Source organism: Rothia sp. HSID18067 (genome assembly GCF_003989445.1).
In the GTDB taxonomy this organism is placed as follows: Bacteria; Actinomycetota; Actinomycetes; order Actinomycetales; family Micrococcaceae; genus Rothia; species Rothia aeria.
Genome location: NZ_RBMF01000001.1, coordinates 711,206 through 727,832, shown reverse-complemented (window position 1 = coordinate 727,832; position 16,627 = coordinate 711,206). Strand labels below are relative to the sequence as shown.

Annotated in this window: 16 protein-coding genes; 11 read left to right on the top strand and 5 right to left on the bottom strand. The window is 55.2% G+C overall.

From position 1 onward, the window contains the following. The first annotated feature begins 28 nt into the window (after positions 1-28). The 6 genes from D8M23_RS03220 to D8M23_RS03195 all read left to right on the top strand — a co-directional run bounded on the left by D8M23_RS03220 (position 29) and on the right by D8M23_RS03195 (position 5,766). Positions 29-1,441 carry an amidohydrolase gene (locus D8M23_RS03220; RefSeq protein ID WP_126853663.1) on the top strand — a complete coding sequence of 471 codons (1,413 nt, stop codon included), beginning with the start codon at positions 29-31 and terminating at the stop codon, positions 1,439-1,441. Between the two features lie 270 nt (positions 1,442-1,711). After that, entirely contained in the window at positions 1,712-2,671 is a 960-nt protein-coding gene (locus D8M23_RS03215; RefSeq protein WP_037234409.1) for an L-lactate dehydrogenase, read from the top strand. A 104-nt stretch (positions 2,672-2,775) separates the two neighbouring features. Then, entirely contained in the window at positions 2,776-3,057 is a 282-nt protein-coding gene (locus D8M23_RS03210) for a hypothetical protein (RefSeq protein WP_126853661.1), read from the top strand. A gap of 7 nt (positions 3,058-3,064) precedes the next feature. Continuing rightward, positions 3,065-3,820 (top strand): DNA repair protein RecO, encoded by a 756-nt coding sequence (gene recO / locus D8M23_RS03205; protein WP_126853659.1) that lies wholly within the window; start codon positions 3,065-3,067, stop codon positions 3,818-3,820. Between the two features lie 52 nt (positions 3,821-3,872). Continuing rightward, positions 3,873-4,658, top strand: coding sequence for an isoprenyl transferase (locus tag D8M23_RS03200; RefSeq protein WP_052029822.1), 786 nt, complete (start codon positions 3,873-3,875; stop codon positions 4,656-4,658). Between the two features lie 19 nt (positions 4,659-4,677). Continuing rightward, positions 4,678-5,766 carry a quinone-dependent dihydroorotate dehydrogenase gene (locus tag D8M23_RS03195; protein WP_126853657.1) on the top strand — a complete coding sequence of 363 codons (1,089 nt, stop codon included), beginning with the start codon at positions 4,678-4,680 and terminating at the stop codon, positions 5,764-5,766. 63 nt (positions 5,767-5,829) lie between these two features. Here D8M23_RS03195 and D8M23_RS03190 read toward each other — a convergent pair whose 3' ends face one another. Continuing rightward, a complete protein-coding gene (locus D8M23_RS03190) occupies positions 5,830-6,471 on the bottom strand; it encodes a DUF3043 domain-containing protein (protein ID WP_023133086.1) in 642 nt (213 codons plus the stop codon). Positions 6,472-6,570: 99 nt separating this feature from the next. Between D8M23_RS03190 and D8M23_RS03185 the strand changes: the two genes are divergently transcribed. The 5 genes from D8M23_RS03185 to D8M23_RS03165 all read left to right on the top strand — a co-directional run bounded on the left by D8M23_RS03185 (position 6,571) and on the right by D8M23_RS03165 (position 11,804). After that, positions 6,571-7,977 (top strand): M20/M25/M40 family metallo-hydrolase, encoded by a 1,407-nt coding sequence (locus D8M23_RS03185; protein WP_126853655.1) that lies wholly within the window; start codon positions 6,571-6,573, stop codon positions 7,975-7,977. A 212-nt stretch (positions 7,978-8,189) separates the two neighbouring features. Then, positions 8,190-8,546 carry a HesB/IscA family protein gene (locus D8M23_RS03180; protein ID WP_006887213.1) on the top strand — a complete coding sequence of 119 codons (357 nt, stop codon included), beginning with the start codon at positions 8,190-8,192 and terminating at the stop codon, positions 8,544-8,546. A gap of 246 nt (positions 8,547-8,792) precedes the next feature. Beyond that, positions 8,793-9,683, top strand: coding sequence for an aa3-type cytochrome oxidase subunit II (gene ctaC / locus D8M23_RS03175; RefSeq protein WP_037286670.1), 891 nt, complete (start codon positions 8,793-8,795; stop codon positions 9,681-9,683). 12 nt (positions 9,684-9,695) lie between these two features. Further along, positions 9,696-11,399 (top strand): aa3-type cytochrome oxidase subunit I, encoded by a 1,704-nt coding sequence (gene ctaD / locus D8M23_RS03170; RefSeq protein WP_126853654.1) that lies wholly within the window; start codon positions 9,696-9,698, stop codon positions 11,397-11,399. 3 nt (positions 11,400-11,402) lie between these two features. Next, the gene (locus D8M23_RS03165; RefSeq protein WP_126853652.1) at positions 11,403-11,804 is read left to right on the top strand and encodes a cytochrome c oxidase subunit 4; all 402 of its coding nucleotides are present in this window, start codon (positions 11,403-11,405) and stop codon (positions 11,802-11,804) included. Between the two features lie 473 nt (positions 11,805-12,277). Here D8M23_RS03165 and qcrB read toward each other — a convergent pair whose 3' ends face one another. From qcrB to ctaE, 4 genes are read right to left on the bottom strand one after another with little or no spacing between them, the layout of a single operon-like run. After that, positions 12,278-13,939, bottom strand: a complete 1,662-nt coding sequence (qcrB, locus tag D8M23_RS03160; protein WP_006887101.1) for a cytochrome bc1 complex cytochrome b subunit — start codon at positions 13,937-13,939, stop codon at positions 12,278-12,280. Further along, complete coding sequence (gene qcrA, locus D8M23_RS03155) at positions 13,939-15,048, bottom strand: cytochrome bc1 complex Rieske iron-sulfur subunit (RefSeq protein ID WP_126853651.1); 1,110 nt, start codon at positions 15,046-15,048, stop codon at positions 13,939-13,941. The genes qcrB and qcrA overlap by 1 nt, the downstream gene beginning before the upstream one ends. 44 nt (positions 15,049-15,092) lie before the next feature. Then, positions 15,093-15,887, bottom strand: a complete 795-nt coding sequence (gene qcrC, locus D8M23_RS03150) for a cytochrome bc1 complex diheme cytochrome c subunit (RefSeq protein ID WP_006887239.1) — start codon at positions 15,885-15,887, stop codon at positions 15,093-15,095. Between the two features lie 49 nt (positions 15,888-15,936). Beyond that, positions 15,937-16,575 carry an aa3-type cytochrome oxidase subunit III gene (gene ctaE, locus D8M23_RS03145; RefSeq protein WP_006887270.1) on the bottom strand — a complete coding sequence of 213 codons (639 nt, stop codon included), beginning with the start codon at positions 16,573-16,575 and terminating at the stop codon, positions 15,937-15,939. Positions 16,576-16,627: the final 52 nt, after the last annotated feature.

Below are 16,627 nucleotides of genomic sequence, written 5' to 3'. Positions count from 1 at the left end.
TGGAGGAAGCATCCGGTAGCGTAGAACTATGAACAGCAACCCACACCCTAATCTGGGCACACAATCCGCCGCACAAAAAACACCCGAAAAAACAGCACACCCCGGAAGTGAATTCCTCACCGCACTCACCGCCGAAACGGAACACCGTAAAGCAACAGCGCATCACAGCATCACCTCACGTCCCATTGACGAAGACTGCGGGTATGCGCACCTCAAACACGACATCGCCAAAGCTATTGCCGGGCGCAAAGAACAGCTCATACAACTGCTGCACGCCATCCACCAGAACCCCGAAACCGCCTACCAAGAACGGTACGCCTGCGCAGAGCTCACCCGAGCAGTACACGATGCTGGAATCGATGTGGAAACCCCCGTCTGCGGGCTGGACACCGCATTTGCCGCCACACTCCAATCCGCCAACTATGACCCCCGCAAACACCGCACCATCGCCATCCTCTCCGAATACGACGCCTTACCCGGTATCGGCCACGGCTGCGGACACAACGTGATCGCAGCTGCGGGCCTTGGCGCCTTTCTTGCGCTCGCCGACACCCTACAGAAAACCCCGGAGGCGTTCAGCGGACGCATTATCTACCTGGGAACCCCCGCCGAGGAATCCGACGCCGGCAAGGAAAACATGGCACGTGCCGGAGCATTCGACACGGTGGATGCAGCCATTATGGTGCACCCGTATTTCATCGATGTAGCGGATCAGGCATGGCTAGGGCGACGTGAATGCCGCGTCACCTACTGCGGAATCAGCGCCCACGCTTCCTCCCACCCTTTTATGGGCCGCAACGCCCTAGACGCCGCAGCACTGGCCTACCAGGGGCTGGGTCTGTTACGCCAACAGCTGCCGGTCAGCGACCGTATCCACGCCATTATCGACAGCGGGGGACAGACCCCCAACCTCATCCCACAGACAGCAAGCCTGCACATTAATATCCGCTCCCGATACGCCCCCACCCTACGGGCACTCTCACACCGGATAGAAGACGTACTTCACGGCGCAGCACTCATGGCGGGCGTACAGGCCGATATCCACTGGGATTCCTCACCTATGACCATGCCAGTACGCTCCAACCAAACACTAGGGCAACGATGGGTACTGGCTCAACGCGAGATAGGGCGCAACCCATACCCGGCTGGAACCATCAGCGACACCCTAGCAGCATCCACCGACTTTGGGAACATTAGCCTGCGCCTACCAGGAATCCACCCGCTTATCCAGATAGCACCCGAAGGGACCGGCCTACACACCGCAGAATTCGCCGCAGCCGCACAATCACCCCGCGCCGAAGAAGCAGCACTTGACGGCGCCTACGGCCTAGCGGTGGTAGCACTTGATTTCCTCACAGATGATGCGCTCGCCGCCGACGTGCAGGCAGAATTTGAAAAGGCCGGGGGAGCGGTGCAGGTGCAAACATACTTCGACAGCTAAGAACCGTCACAAAACTGCCCTCACCTAACTCCACCCCACACAGGCGATCACCACAACACGCCAGCAGATTGTCGCGTCTGTGACCTGCATGAAAAAGTCAATCCGCCCTTATATGGTTTTATGAGAGAAAAATCGGTTGTAGCACCATAAAGCCGCTACAAATCTCTAAAAAATCAAAAATAAAACCACACAAACCCTCAAAAATAGGGCATAATAGAACACAGGGAAACCCCCGCACTAACCCCCTCACATCAACCGAGAGGAAAACCCATGAACGGCGAAACTCGACCCACCAAACTCGGCATCATCGGCGCAGGCGGCGTCGGTAGCGCAACCGCATACGCAGCCACCCTCCGCGGCTCAGCCAGCGAAATCGTGCTCTACGACATCGACGGCAAACGCGCCCACGCAGAAGCCCTCGACATCGCCCACGGCTCCATGTTCGCCCACGAAGCAAACATCATCGGCGGAAGCGAACTCGAAACCCTCAAAGACGCCGACATGATCATCATCACCGCCGGCGCACGCCAAGAACCCAACCAGCCCCGCATGGAACTCGCCGGAGCCAACGTCCGCATCCTCGAAAAACTCCTCCCAGACCTCATGAGCGTCGCCCCCGGCGCCATCTACATGCTCGTCACCAACCCCTGCGACGTCCTCACCGTCGTCACCCAAAAAATCACCGGCCTACCCGCCAACCGAGTACTCTCCTCCGGCACCGTCCTCGACTCCTCCCGCCTACGCTGGCTCATCGCCGCCAAAGCAGGAGTATCCATTAAAAGCGTCCACGCCAACATCGTCGGCGAACACGGCGACTCCGAATTCCCCGTCTGGTCCGCCGCAAACATCGGCATGGTCCCCCTCACCGAATGGGAACACAACGGCCAGAAGCTCTTCACCCAAGACGTACGCGACTCCCTCGCCCACGACGCAATGCGCGCCGCCTACAACGTCATCGCAGGCAAAGGCTCCACCAACTACGCCATCGGCGTCTCAGCCTCCCGCATCGCCGAAGCCTTCCTCCAAGGCCAAAACGCAGTACTACCCGTCTCCACCACCATGGCAGGAAAAATGTACGGCTTCAACAACGTCGCACTCTCCCTACCCTCCATCGTCAGCCGCGACGGCGTACAACGCGTCCTAGAAGTCCCCATGGACGACAACGAACACGCAAAACTACGCGCCTCCGCAGAAGCAATCCGAGCATCCCTCGACACCCTCGGATACTAACCACCCCATAACACCCCACCAGGCGCGCACCCACACCACAACGGGTGCGCGCCTGAACACACCACCCACACCACAACCCAAGACCAGTGGGATACAATAACACCATGAACAACAACCCCCACACCGAACTTGACCGTCTCATCACCGCACTCAAAAACCACCTCACCGCCGTCACCAACCGCAACGGCGAACACGACCCCGCCATCGACGAAGCCTACGTAGAAATCGCCAACGCCTTCGAAACCTACGAAAACGTTCTCTTCGAAGAACACAACGAAGTCACCCCCCTCGCCGTCTACGGAGATGACGACGACGAAGACCTCGAAGAACTCCTCACCAACGATGACAACACCTTCACCCCCGAAGACGACATCGACTACGAATAAACCCACAGTGAGCACCCCCAAAACCTACACCGACCACGCACTCATCCTCCGCACCCAAAACCTCGGCGAAGCAGACCGCATCATCATCATGCTCACCCGCAACAACGGCATCACCCACGCCGTTGCAAAATCAATCCGCAAACCCAACTCAAAATTCGGCGCCCGCCTCGAACCCTACATGCACGTAGCCCTCTCCCTCACCCAAGGGCGCGGCACACTCCGCACCATCACCCAAACCACCACACTCCACGCCTACACCGCCCCCATCATGGGCGACTACACCGCCTACACCACCGCAGCAGTCATCGCCGAAACCTGCGAAACCCTCACCACCAACACGCCCCCCGAAGAAACCCCACCCCACTACACCCTCACCCACGGCGCGCTCGCAGCCCTCGCCCACAAAAAACACCACCCGCACCACATCCTCGCACGCTACCTCACCCAAGCCATGCAACTAGCCGGATGGCCCCTCACCACCAACACCTGCATCCACTGCGGAACCCCAACCCCCACCAGCTACCACACCCCCCACGGCACACTCTGCCCCACCTGCGCCCACACCACCACAACACCCCTAACCCCACTCAACACCCAAGAAACCACCTACCTCAACGCCCTCACCAGCGGACACTGGGACACCATCGACAAAACCCCCACCCACACCACCCAAAAAATCCTCAACCTCATCCTCAACACCACCCAATACCACCTCGAAACCCCCCTCAAAACCCTCACCCACCTCGAAACCAAAACACCATAACCCCACACGGTACAATAACCCCAAGAAACCACCCCCAACCTGAAAGACCCCAATGCCCATCAAACCCCCACCACACCCCACCGGAACAACCCCACCACCCATCCCCAAAAAATTCATCCCCCAACACGTCGCCATCGTCATGGACGGCAACGGACGCTGGGCCAACGAACGCGGACTCCCACGCAACGAAGGACACCGCGCAGGCGAAACCGCCCTACTCGACGTCGTCGCCGGAGCCATAGAAATGGGCATCCCCTACATCAGCGCCTACGCCTTCTCCACCGAAAACTGGAAACGCTCACCCAGCGAAGTCGCCTTCATCATGCGATTCTCCACCGAAGTCCTCAACCGCCAACTCGAAACCCTCAAATCCTGGGGAGTACGCATCCGCTGGGCAGGCCGCCGCCCCAAACTCTGGAAAAACGTCATCGAACAACTCGAACAATGCGAGCGCGAAACCCGTAACAACACCATCTGCACCCTCACCATGTGCGTCAACTACGGCGGACGCGCCGAAATCGCAGACGCCGCCGCAGCCATCGCCCGCGACGTACAAGCAGGCACCCTCAAACCCAACGCCATCACCGAAAAAACCTTCCAAAAATACCTCGACGAACCAGACCTACCCGATGTAGACCTCTTCCTCCGCTCCTCCGGAGAACAACGCATCTCCAACTTCCTCCTCTGGCAAAGCGCCTACGCCGAAATGGTCTTCATGAACGTACTCTGGCCAGACGTAGACCGCCGCACCCTCTACAAAGCCGTCGAAGAATACGCCCACCGCGACCGCCGATACGGAGGCGCCACCGACAAAATACCCGCACAAACCACCAACTAAGCACCCCAAGGAGCACACCATGCGACTCTACCCAACCTTCTTCAAACTCTTCTTTGCAAGCATGGACCCAGAAAAAGCCCACCACATCGGCCTCTGGGGCATCCAAACCCTCAAAAACACCGGCATCACCCGAGCCCTCAAACACTACCTCCAACCCCACCCCGACCTGCAAACCACCGCCATGGGACTCACCTTCCCCTCACCCTTCGGTATCGCCGCAGGCTTCGATAAAGGCGGCAAAGTTATCCCTGCGCTCGCTGCCCTCGGATTCGGTCACATTGAAATCGGAACCATCACTGCACAAGCCCAACCTGGGAACCCTCAGCCCCGCCTCTTCCGCCTCATCGAAGATAAAGCTGTCATTAACCGCATGGGATTTAACAACGATGGCGCCGCAGCAGTAGGGCCCCGCGTCGCAGCTGCCCGTGCCGACCTCGAAACCGAATACCCCGCCCAAACCCGGCCCCTCATCGGTGTCAATATCGGCAAAACCAAAACCGTAGAACTCGATAACGCTATCGACGACTACCTCATCTCTACCCGTACCCTCGCGCCCCAAGCCGACTACCTTGCCGTCAACGTCAGCTCACCCAACACCCCAGGACTGCGTTCCCTCCAGTCTATTGAGGCACTCCGTCCGCTCCTACAATCCGTACGGGAAGAAGCTGACCGTGTCTCACCCCACCGCCACATACCGCTCACCGTCAAAATCGCGCCCGACCTGGCAGACGAAGACATTATCGCAGTCGCCCAACTTGCTGAAGAACTACAACTTGACGGCATTATCGCTACCAACACCACCATCGCCCGCGATGGACTTGGCCTACGCAGCCCCAAAACCAAAATCACCACTATTGGTGCAGGCGGACTTTCTGGTGAACCGCTTAAAACCCGTTCCCTCGAAGTACTACGCCTGCTCAAACAGGAGCTTGGTGACACCATCACCATTATCTCTGTTGGCGGAGTCACCACCGCCCGCGACGTCCAAGAACGCCTCAATGCTGGCGCGAACCTCGTCCAAGGCTACACTGCTTTCCTCTACGAAGGCCCCCTCTGGGCAGCCCACATTAATCGCGGACTTCTCAAACTCCGCCGCAAAAACTCCTAAACTAATACACAAAAGGCTCCCGCCATCACCGGCGGGAGCCTCACATATCATCCAATAAAAACTCTAAAACTTCGGGTATTCACCATACTTGACCCGAGGCGCGGGCTGACGCAGACGACGGATCATGCTAACCCGCCCAAAAATATACGACACACTACCGCGCTGGGCCTCACCAAACTTACCTACCAAAATACCTTTCAGCTTGCGCCACAAAAACCACAGGTCCAACGCAAAAAGAAAAAGATAGCCATACATGATATACACTGTGGCCGTGTACACCTGCGGTGCGAAACTCAACTGTGTCCCCGCAAAAATAAGCCCAATCAGCAGGCACCCGCCCAGCACATATAACATGTAGTCACCAACATTACGCCGAGCATCTACATAATCCCGTACAAATCGCCGCTGCCTGCCCTGATGCTGCGCCGGCAAATATTTCTCGTACTTCTCATCACCAGTACGCAACGCATGAGCGTGCAACTTACGATCCTGCGCCCTCTGCTCCCGCTGCGCCTCCTTAGCGGCCTGACGATCACCACCAACAATAGGTTTACGGCGAGCAGTCTCGCGCTCCTTACGCGACGGCGTAGGACGCCCCTTCGGAGCGGTGTATCCAGAATTCTTTGAAACCTGAGGTTCTACCTCTTCAACCGGTTCAACAGCCTCAATAGGAGACTTCTCAACTTTACTTTTACGACCAAACACCCTACCAGAATATCGAAAATTCGGGCCCCTGCCGAATACTCCATAACCCGGCCTCCAAAAAATCAACAACACAAGCCCCACAGGCGTATGGTTAGAAACATGAACACTACAACCCATACCTTCCCCCACCGGGCAGCCCTCGAAACCGCGATCACCACACGATTCAACGAAACCCTCAACGAGCTCGCCAGCCTCGTTGCCATACCCTCCATCGCCTGGGAAGCATACGATTTATCCCAAGTACACCGCAGCGCCGAAGCCGTGCGTAAACTGGCGCTTGCCGCTGGGTTCGACGAAGCGCACGTTCTGAGCGCCACATATGACGACGAGACCGGTACACAACGTGAGGGGATGCCCGCAGTCATCGCTTCGAAACCAGCAGCGCCCGGATACCCAACGATTCTGTTATACGCTCACCATGATGTACAACCCACTGGGGAGCGTAAGCTGTGGCAGACAGATCCTTTCGCGGCAACCCGTAAAGGGGAGAGGCTATACGGACGCGGGGCTGCTGACGACAAAGCCGGGGTGCTGTTGCACCTAGCTGCTTTCCGCGCCGTTCGTGAAGTTTTAGGAGAGCATTTTAAAGCAGGGGTGAAACTCTTCATTGAAGGGGAGGAAGAAGCAGGGTCCCCTTCTTTCACGTCTTTTATCAGCACCTATCGTGAGCAGCTCGCTGCAGACTATATTATCGTTGCCGATTCCGCGAACTGGCGTGCTGGAATCCCGGCGCTGACCACATCACTGCGGGGTGTCGCCAGCGGCGATATTGAAGTGCGCACGGGGAACCATGCAGTACACTCCGGTATCTTCGGTGGCCCCTACCTTGACGCTCACACCGTTCTGGCCCGTCTTATCGCCACGCTGCACACCGATGACGGTACAGTGGCGGTGAATGGGCTAGTGCGCCTTAACGACTCTGCTTTAGAATACGCTGAAGAAGACTTCCGGGCCGATTCTGGGATTCTGGACAGTGTTTCTCTGGCTGGGCACGGGCCTATAACGTCGCGGCTGTGGCATCAGCCCGCTATCTCTGTAATCGGTATGGACATACCGTCTATCGCCGAATCCTCAAACACTCTCGCAGCACTCTCCCGGGCCCGGATCAGCACACGCCTCGCACCGGGGGATACTCCCGAACATGCGCATCAGATGCTGGCGGAGCATCTGGCGGCACATGCCCCCTTTGGTGCTGAAGTGAGCTACACTCCGGTGGATTCCGGATTACCATTTGCTGCAGACGCCCAACAGGAAGGGGCACAACTGGCTTTGGCGGCTATGCGCAGCGCTTGGGAAGAGGAGCCTGTACAGACTGGTATGGGCGGCTCTATCCCGTTTATCTCAGACCTAAAATCGGTATTCCCAGAGTCTCAGATTCTTATTACAGGAGTTGAAGGCCCCGATACACGGGCACACAGCGCTAATGAGTCGCTGTATATACCTGATTTCAAGTGCGGTATCCTTGCGGAAGCACTCATGATAAGCGAGTTATGCTCCGCTAAATAAGCCCGCAGATCGCTGTGAGCCTGGGGGAGCGGGGAGCATTCTGTTGTTTTCCTCACCCTCCTCGGCGTTGGTGTTGACAATATTGGTATCCTGAGAGCATATGCAATCTCACGCCCCCGGCGAACTTGGGATGCCCTATGTTGTCGGACGAAGGCAGCGGGCGTAACGTTATCCCTAAATATGCCTTATCTGGGCAGAGGAAAGGACAGGAAATGACTGAAGCTGTAGCAACTGAGCTTCCCACCCACGGCGTGAACCTCACCGAAGTCGCACAGAACAAGGTGCGTACGCTCCTAGAACAGGAAGGCCGCACTGACTTGCGTCTGCGCATAGCTGTTCAGCCTGGTGGCTGCTCAGGCCTTATCTACCAGCTGTACTTTGACGAGCGTGTGCTTGACGGCGATGCCGTACGCGACTATGAGGGCGTGCAGGTCATTGTTGATAAAATGAGTGCCCCTTACCTGGACGGCTCAACCATTGATTTTGAAGATACGATTGAGAAGCAAGGTTTTTCCATCGACAACCCGAACGCGGCTGGTTCATGTGCCTGTGGCGATTCGTTCCACTAGGCTTCTGCTCGTATCGCGCATAATTTTATAAGGTCATAATAGGTTCCCGTACCGAGTGTACGGGGACCTATTTATCGTTAAAATTCTGTAATTTTTCGGGAAACTCACAAATTCACTGACAGAGTGTCAACGTATTGGGGAAAATCGCGGTAAGCTCTAAGAGACAAGTTTTTATGAAAACTGCCGAAATCTGCCACCTGGTGGGCTTCGGCTTAGCACACACCGTAAGAACAGGAAGGGCCGTCTGTGAGTTCGCAGCATCGAACCGGCAGTCGCACACCAAAAAGTTTTAGCCTTTTCGGGCTTGGGACTTCAGTGGTGTTGCTTGTGACTGGTTGTTCAATGGATAGGGCATCCGTCGGTTGGCTGCCGGTAAAACCTGGCCGTCCGGCAACCGATAATGCCGAGAACCTTATGCATCTTTGGGTTGGGACCTGGGCAGCTGCTCTTGTCGTTGGCCTTATAACTTGGGGCTTGATGCTATGGTGTATCATCGCCTACCGCCGCCGGAAGAATGAAACCGGCTATCCGCGTCAGCTTAGTTATCATCTGCCGTTGGAGGTTTTCTACACCTTCGTCCCGGTTGTTCTGATCGTGAGTATGTTTACTTTCTCAGACCGGGTGGAGCGCCAGGTGACCGCACCCAAATCCGGTTCGGACCGCCAGGTAAGTGTTGAAGTCTACGGTAAACAGTGGGCGTGGGATTTCAACTATACCGATGCGAATGTGCATGTTACCGGTGTACAGGCACACCTGGACGGTAGTGAAGGCAAAGAGGCTGCTTTGCCCACCCTGTATTTGCCTGCTAATTCCAACGTTGATATCACTCTTAAATCCCGTGATGTTATTCACTCATTCTGGGTGCCTGCATTCCTTGAGAAGCGAGACACTATTCCTGGGATGACGAACCACATCTACATCACGACTAAGGAGCCTGGCGACTACAAGGGTAAGTGTGCTGAGCTTTGTGGTGAGTACCACTCTGAGATGCTTTTTAACGTGAAGGTTGTTTCCCGGGAGGACTATGATAAGTACATTGAGTCCTTGAAACAAAACCCAGAAAACCAGGGTGTTGTTGGTGACGAATACAACCGTAACCCCAACCAGAACGCGACCCCGCGTCCCGCAGACAAGTAAATGAGGTGAACCGTGACTACCCTCGAGTATTCAACTGAGAGTGCGACTACCGTTGCGCCGCGTGTGGTTCCGAAGTCCAAGGGGCGCATCTTCGTCAATTGGATTACCTCCACCGATCACAAGACCATCGGGTACATGTACCTGATTGCCGCCTTTATTTTCTTCTGCATGGGCGGCACTATGGCTCTGCTAATGCGCATTGAGCTTTTCGAACCCGGTATGCAGATTCTGCAGACCAAAGAACAATTCAACCAGCTTTTCACGATGCACGGCACGCTGATGCTGCTCATGTTCGGCACCCCACTTTTTACTGGGTTGGCTAATGTGCTTATCCCACTACAAATTGGCGCTCCGGATGTTGCGTTTCCGCGACTAAATGCCTTGGCCTTCTGGTTCTTCCTGTTTGGCTCATTGGTTGCTATCGCGGGCTTTATCACCCCGCAGGGTGCAGCGTCCTTCGGCTGGTTCGCGTATGTTCCGTTGAACAGTACCACTTACAGCCCATCTGTAGGCGGTGACCTATGGGTCTTTGGCCTGGCACTGCAAGGCTTTGGCACCATTATGGGTGCGGTGAACTTCATTACCACTATCGTGGCAATGCGCGCACCCGGCATGACCATGTGGCGTATGTCTGTGTTTACGTGGGCGACGTTGATTACCTCCATCCTGATCATTATGATCTTCCCGCCGCTGGCCTCAGCGTTGTTCGCACTCGGCATGGATCGCCGTTTTGGTGGTCATATCTTCGATCCCGAGAACGGGGGAGCGGTTCTTTGGCAGCACCTCTTCTGGTTCTTCGGGCACCCAGAAGTGTATGTGCTTGCCCTGCCGTTCTTTGGCGTGACCTCAGAGATTATTCCGGTGTTCTCCCGTAAACCAATCTTTGGGTACAAGGGCCTAGTCACAGCAACAATCGCCATTGCGGGCCTGTCTGTGACCGTGTGGGCCCACCACATGTATGTGACTGGTGCGATTATGCTCCCGTTCTTCTCATTCATGACCATGATGATCGGTGTTCCAACCGGTGTGAAGTTCTTCAACTGGATCGGTACCATGTGGCAGGGATCTATTACCTTCGAAACTCCGCTGCTGTGGATTTTCGGATTCTTGGTCACCTTCCTGTACGGCGGTCTCACCGGTATTATTCTTGCCACCCCGCCGTTGGATTTCCACATCTCCGACACTTACTTCGTGGTTGCGCACTTCCACTACGTGATTTTCGGTACTATCGTGTTTGGCATGTTTGGGGCCTTCTACTTCTGGTGGCCTAAATTCACCGGAAAGATGCTGAACGAGCGTATCGGAAAAATCCACTTCTGGCTGGTATTCTTGGGCTTCCACGCCACCTTCCTGATCCAGCACTGGGTTGGTGTTGACGGCATGCCTCGACGCTACGCAGATTATTTACCCGAGGATAATTTCACGTGGATGAACCAGTTCTCGACAATAGGGTCAATGATTCTGGCCGTCTCAATGATCCCGTGGTTCTGGAACGTGTACGTTACCGCACGTTATGGTAAGAAAGTTGAAGTTGACGACCCGTGGGGCTTCGGCGGTTCGCTGGAGTGGGCAACTTCCTGCCCGCCTCCGCGCCACAACTTTACCGCTCTGCCGCGTATCCGCTCGGAACGCCCGGCCCTGGACCTGCATCACCCGGAGCTCTCTACTAACCACGATGTTGCCGCTGCGGCTTTGGCATCGCAGAAAGGGGAATAGCTCGTGAAAATTCTCGGAATGATCTTCCTCTATGTGGGTCTGTTTATGATCCTGGTGGGAGTTGTCTACGGTTTCATGACTGGTTTTGACGAGTGGGCTGGTTTTCCTGCGCTCCTTGTGACGGGTCTCATGTGTCTTTTCTTGGCGTACTTCCTGATTTTTACGGCGCGAAAGATACCCGAACAGCCTATGGATAATTATGAAGGCGAAATCGCTGAAGGAGCGGGCGAGTACGGTTTCTACTCACCGTGGTCGTGGTGGCCCTTCGCCATTGGTGTTGCCTGTATGTTTGTTGTGCTGGGCGCCGCCATTGCCTGGTGGGTTGTACTCATTGCCATCCCGTTTGCTGCAGCAGCAGTAATCGGCTGGGTCTACGAGTATAGCCGTGGTGACCACGCACACTAAATAATAACCGCGCGCCTTTTATACCGAAGGACTGCCGCAGCTTAGAACCCCCGGAAACGCTCAGAAAGCTCTGAGCCTACCCGGGGGTTTACCTGTTAACAACGATGGATACGCCTATTCTTTAAGAACCAATGCGGGCACACTAAAGGATGTGGGGCTACGGGATCATGTAGAACCTCTGCAGAAGCCCACAGCAGGTCAGCAGTAGAACGGGCAAGGAGATTCCCTTCCATCTCCTGAGAATGGCTTCAGAGAGTACCATCCTGGGTGTGTATTAGAAACTGGTTTCTAGGTCTTTTACGGAGACAATACGGCCCGCTGAGATATTCTTGTATAAGGCTTTACAATAAACCCGCTGAGCCTTAATCCCACCCCTGCTATAAAAGGGGAGAGGATAAGCAAACATAGGGGTATACAAACGTGGGGTTCCTGCCCTTACAGCAGGAACCCCACGTTCGGTATGTGAACCGTACTTATTGGTTCAGTTCAGACTTAGGCGAGCTACCCTCCACCTCGCGTTCATTATGCTCATGGTGAGCACTTTCTAGCTCTTGCGGGGTAACCGGCAGAACTCGGTCGGTGAAGAAGAACTTAGAAAGACCACCACGTAGTTTCTCAACAGGGGTAACCTTACCCTTGGCATTCGGCTGAGCCGGTAGGACAGCGGGGGACTCGAAGCTCACCAGCTTGTACCGGCGGTACTCGTCCAGAGGCTTATGAACCTCAATAAACTCACCGTGAGGAAGCTGAACTACCTGGCCCGTCTCAATACCGTGCAGAACAAGTTCACGGTCCTTACGCTGCAGCGAGAGGCAGATACGGCGAGTAATCTCAAATCCAAGCACCGGTCCCACAAAGAATAGGGCACGCAGAACGTACGCCACGTCATTGAGAGAAACATGGAAGTGAGTTGCGATCAGATCCGAGGAAGCCGCGATCATAAGCACCGAATAATAGATGATACCCGCAACACCAGCTGCGGTGCGGAATGGCGCGTTACGTGGGCGATCCAGGATATTGTGGACGCGGTCATCCTTCGTCACCCAACGCTCAATCCAAGGCCAAGTGAACAGGAAACCCATCAGCAGGCCCGCCAACGCAAACGGTAGAAGCACGTTCAGTACCCAGGTTCCTCCTGCCTGGATTTCCCACGGGAACGGCCACACACCGGGCCATAAACGTAATGCACCATCACCGAAACCAACATACCAGTCAGGCTGAGTACCCGCCTGCACCGGTGAGGGGTCATACGGTCCGTAGTTCCAGATAGCGTTAATGGTGAATGTTGAGGCCAAGAACGCAATAATGCCAAACACAATAAAGAAGAAACCACCGGCTTTAGCAGCGTAAACTGGGCCAACCGGGAAGCCAACAACATTATCATTAGTGCGGCCCGGACCCGGGTACTGGGTGTGCTTGTGGAGCACAACCATGAACATATGAATGCCCACGCACAACAGAAGGGTGGCGGGGATAATCATAATGTGCAGGGTGTAGAGGCGCCCAATAATATGCTCACCGGGGAACTCGCCACCGAAGAAGAAGAGCGATGCATAGGTGCCAATAAGCGGAATTGACTTCATAATACCGTCAATAATGCGCAAACCGTTGCCAGAGAGCACATCATCCGGCAGGGAATAGCCGGTGAAACCAGCCAAGATACCCACCACAAAAAGCACGCATCCCACAACCCAGTTCAGCTCGCGGGGGCGACGGAAAGCACCTGTGAAGAAAACACGGAGCATATGGATGCAGATGGCCAGCATGAACATGAGCGCTGCCCAGTGGTGGATCTGCCGTAGCAGTAGTCCGCCTCGCACATCAAAGGAAATGTCGAGGGTGGAGGCAAACGCCACCGACATTTCTGTACCCTTCATCGGAACATAGGAGCCATCATAGGTGACAGCAGCCGTGGAAGGATTAAACCAGAAAGTAAGAAAAGTGCCGGAGATAAGCAGAATGACGAGGCTGTACAGGGCAACCTCACCAAACATAAATGACCAGTGGTCGGGGAAGATTTTTCGACCAAATTCTTTCACAACGCCTGAGAGACCAACACGGGTATCTACGAAGTTAGCGATGCGCCCGGTACCGGTTTTAGCTTTATATTCGTAGCCGGTCTGAGTAGCAGACATTACTTCTGTCCCTCCTTCTCACGTTCGGTGCGCATCTGCTCAATTTGTGCGCCACGTTCCCAGTACGCGGGACCAACCGGCTCGTGGAAGTCGCTTTGGGCGACAAGGTAGCCGTTGCTGTCAACAGTAATGGGAAGCTGAGGAAGCGCATGCCCTGCAGGGCCGAAAACGACCTTGCATTCATCCGCAGCATCAAAAGTTGACTGGTGGCACGGGCACAACAGGTGGTGAGTGCGCTGCTCGTACAGGGCGATAGGGCAACCCACATGGGTGCACACCTTGGAGTAGGCGACGATACCATCCACATGCCAGTTTTTACGTTCCTCAGAGATTTTCATCTCCTGCGGGTCAAGACGCATGAGCAGAACCACTGCTTTTGCTTTCTCCTCCAGGTAGCCGTTTTCGTGGCTAAGCGAGGACAAAGTCTCGGGGAGCACATGGTACGCGGAACCGATGGTCACATCCGCTGCCTTAATGGGGGTTCCGGATGGGTCTCGAACCAACCGCACGCCCTTATCCCACATGGTGCGTTTGAGTACCGAAGGATCCGCAGGCCCCAGGTCACGGAAGAACGTCACGAAAGTTAACGGTGCCAGAATAACCGAACCAATGAGTGTGTTACGCAGAAGCGGGCGGCGTTTAATGCCAGATTCGTCTACGATCGTTTCAACAATTTCGGTGGCCTCAGCCCGATCCTCTTCAGGGCGCAGATCGTGACGTTCTTCGACAAGCTCATGGTCAGGCATGAGGGTACGTGCCCAATGGACCACACCAATACCAATACCAAACATTGCAAAGGCAATACCAAGACCTAGCAGCAGGTTCTGCAACTGCAATTTGCTGGTGGGTTCGGTGTTGTTAACATCGTAAAAATTACCTTCGGCTGAGATGCCGAAGTATGCGACCCAAAAGAGCGAAGAGCCAAGCATCGATAGTACGAAGAGAAGGATGACTTGACGTTCTGCGCCTTTAGCACGCTTAGGGTCTACGTCTGTTAGACGTGGACGGTGAGGAGGCAGCCCCGGGTTGCGAAACTGCTCCTCTGATTCCTCTGAAGAGGTAACTACGGCTGAGCCTTGGGCTTTTGTGCCGTCACTATGGTTTCCCATTGTGTTGCCTCAAATCTTTTTCTGTACGAATAGTGTGTGCGTACCTACGCTGAACGGGAAGTCAGCCAGATGACGAAGACGATTACAATACCTAAGCCGACGGTCCAAATGAGCAGACCCTCAGAAACAGGGCCCAACGACCCAAGTTTCATGCCGCCGGGGGAGACGTTCTTCTCCTGGGCTTTTAGGTAGGTAATAACGTCTCGTTTTTCTTCCGGGGTAAGGTTTGCATCGTTGAAGACGGGCATGTTTTGCGGGCCGGTCTCCATGGCTTCATAGATGTGCTGTTCCTTCACACCCATCAGGGTGGGGGCGAACTTACCGCGGGTTAGTGCCCCACCAGCGCCTGCTGCGTTGTGGCACATTGCGCAGTTGGCAAGAAAGACACGTGCCCCATTGGCAGCATCACCTTGGGTGGTATCAAGGTACGCTGTCTCGGGGATAGTTGGCCCAGCCCCAAGTGAAGCAACATATGCAGAGAGCTGCCTGGTCTGCTCCTCGTTGAACTGGCCTGGTTTAATCTGTGCCTGTGTGCCCTGCATCTGCATGGGCATACGACCGGTACCGACCTGGAAGTCAACAGCGGCCGCACCGACACCAATCAGCGAAGGACCATCGGCGGTACCTTCGGCGTTTGTGCCGTGGCAGGTTGCGCAGTTTGCCTGAAACAGTTTCTGTCCTGCTTCTACATCCTGTTGGGTGTATGCATGGTTTGACTCAGCCTTAGCCTGATTGGTGGCAGTGGCAACTGTATATAGACCACCAGTGAGGATGAGGGCTAAAGCCAGCAACACGACGGCTGCAAGCGGGTGACGCCGCTTTTGGGAAAGTGCCTTCACGTCGTTTTCCTTGTGTGTGCTAGATGGGGTAAGGACGGGGCGCTTGTCGCTACTTCACGAAGTAGACAACAAAGAAAAGAGCGATCCACACAACATCGACAAAGTGCCAGTAGTACGAGACCACAATGGCACTGGTCGCTTCGTAATGGCCGAAGCGTTTAGCGACGTAGGCGCGACCAATAATCAGGAGGAAAGCCACCAGACCGGCGGTCACGTGGAGAGCGTGGAAACCTGTGGTGATGTAGAAGGCAGAACCATATGCGCTGGATGCAATAGTGACGCCTTCGGATACCAAGGTTGCATATTCGTAAGCCTGCCCGGCCACGAAGATAGCGCCCATAATGAAGGTCAACACGAACCACTCGGCCATGCCCCATGCCTTGACATTTAACAAGGAACCAGTGCGGCGGGGCTTGAGCTGCTCTGCAGCAAAAACGCCCATTTGGCAGGCGACGGAGCTAAGCACAAGAATGATGGTGTTGATCAGTGCGAAAGTCACGTTCAGCTTGTGCACGTTATCTTCCCAAATATCTGGGCGTGACGCGCGGAGCGTGAAGTACATGGCAAAAAGACCAGCGAAGAACATCAGCTCAGAGGCGAGCCACACCACGGTGCCAATAGCCACCGTGTTGGGCCTGTTCAGAGCCGGATGTGCTGGTTTCTTGGGGTTAACGGTTACAGTTGTCACATAGACATTATGTCGCTAAAACCGGCTTGGAACCAAAGACATATGCCTTAAA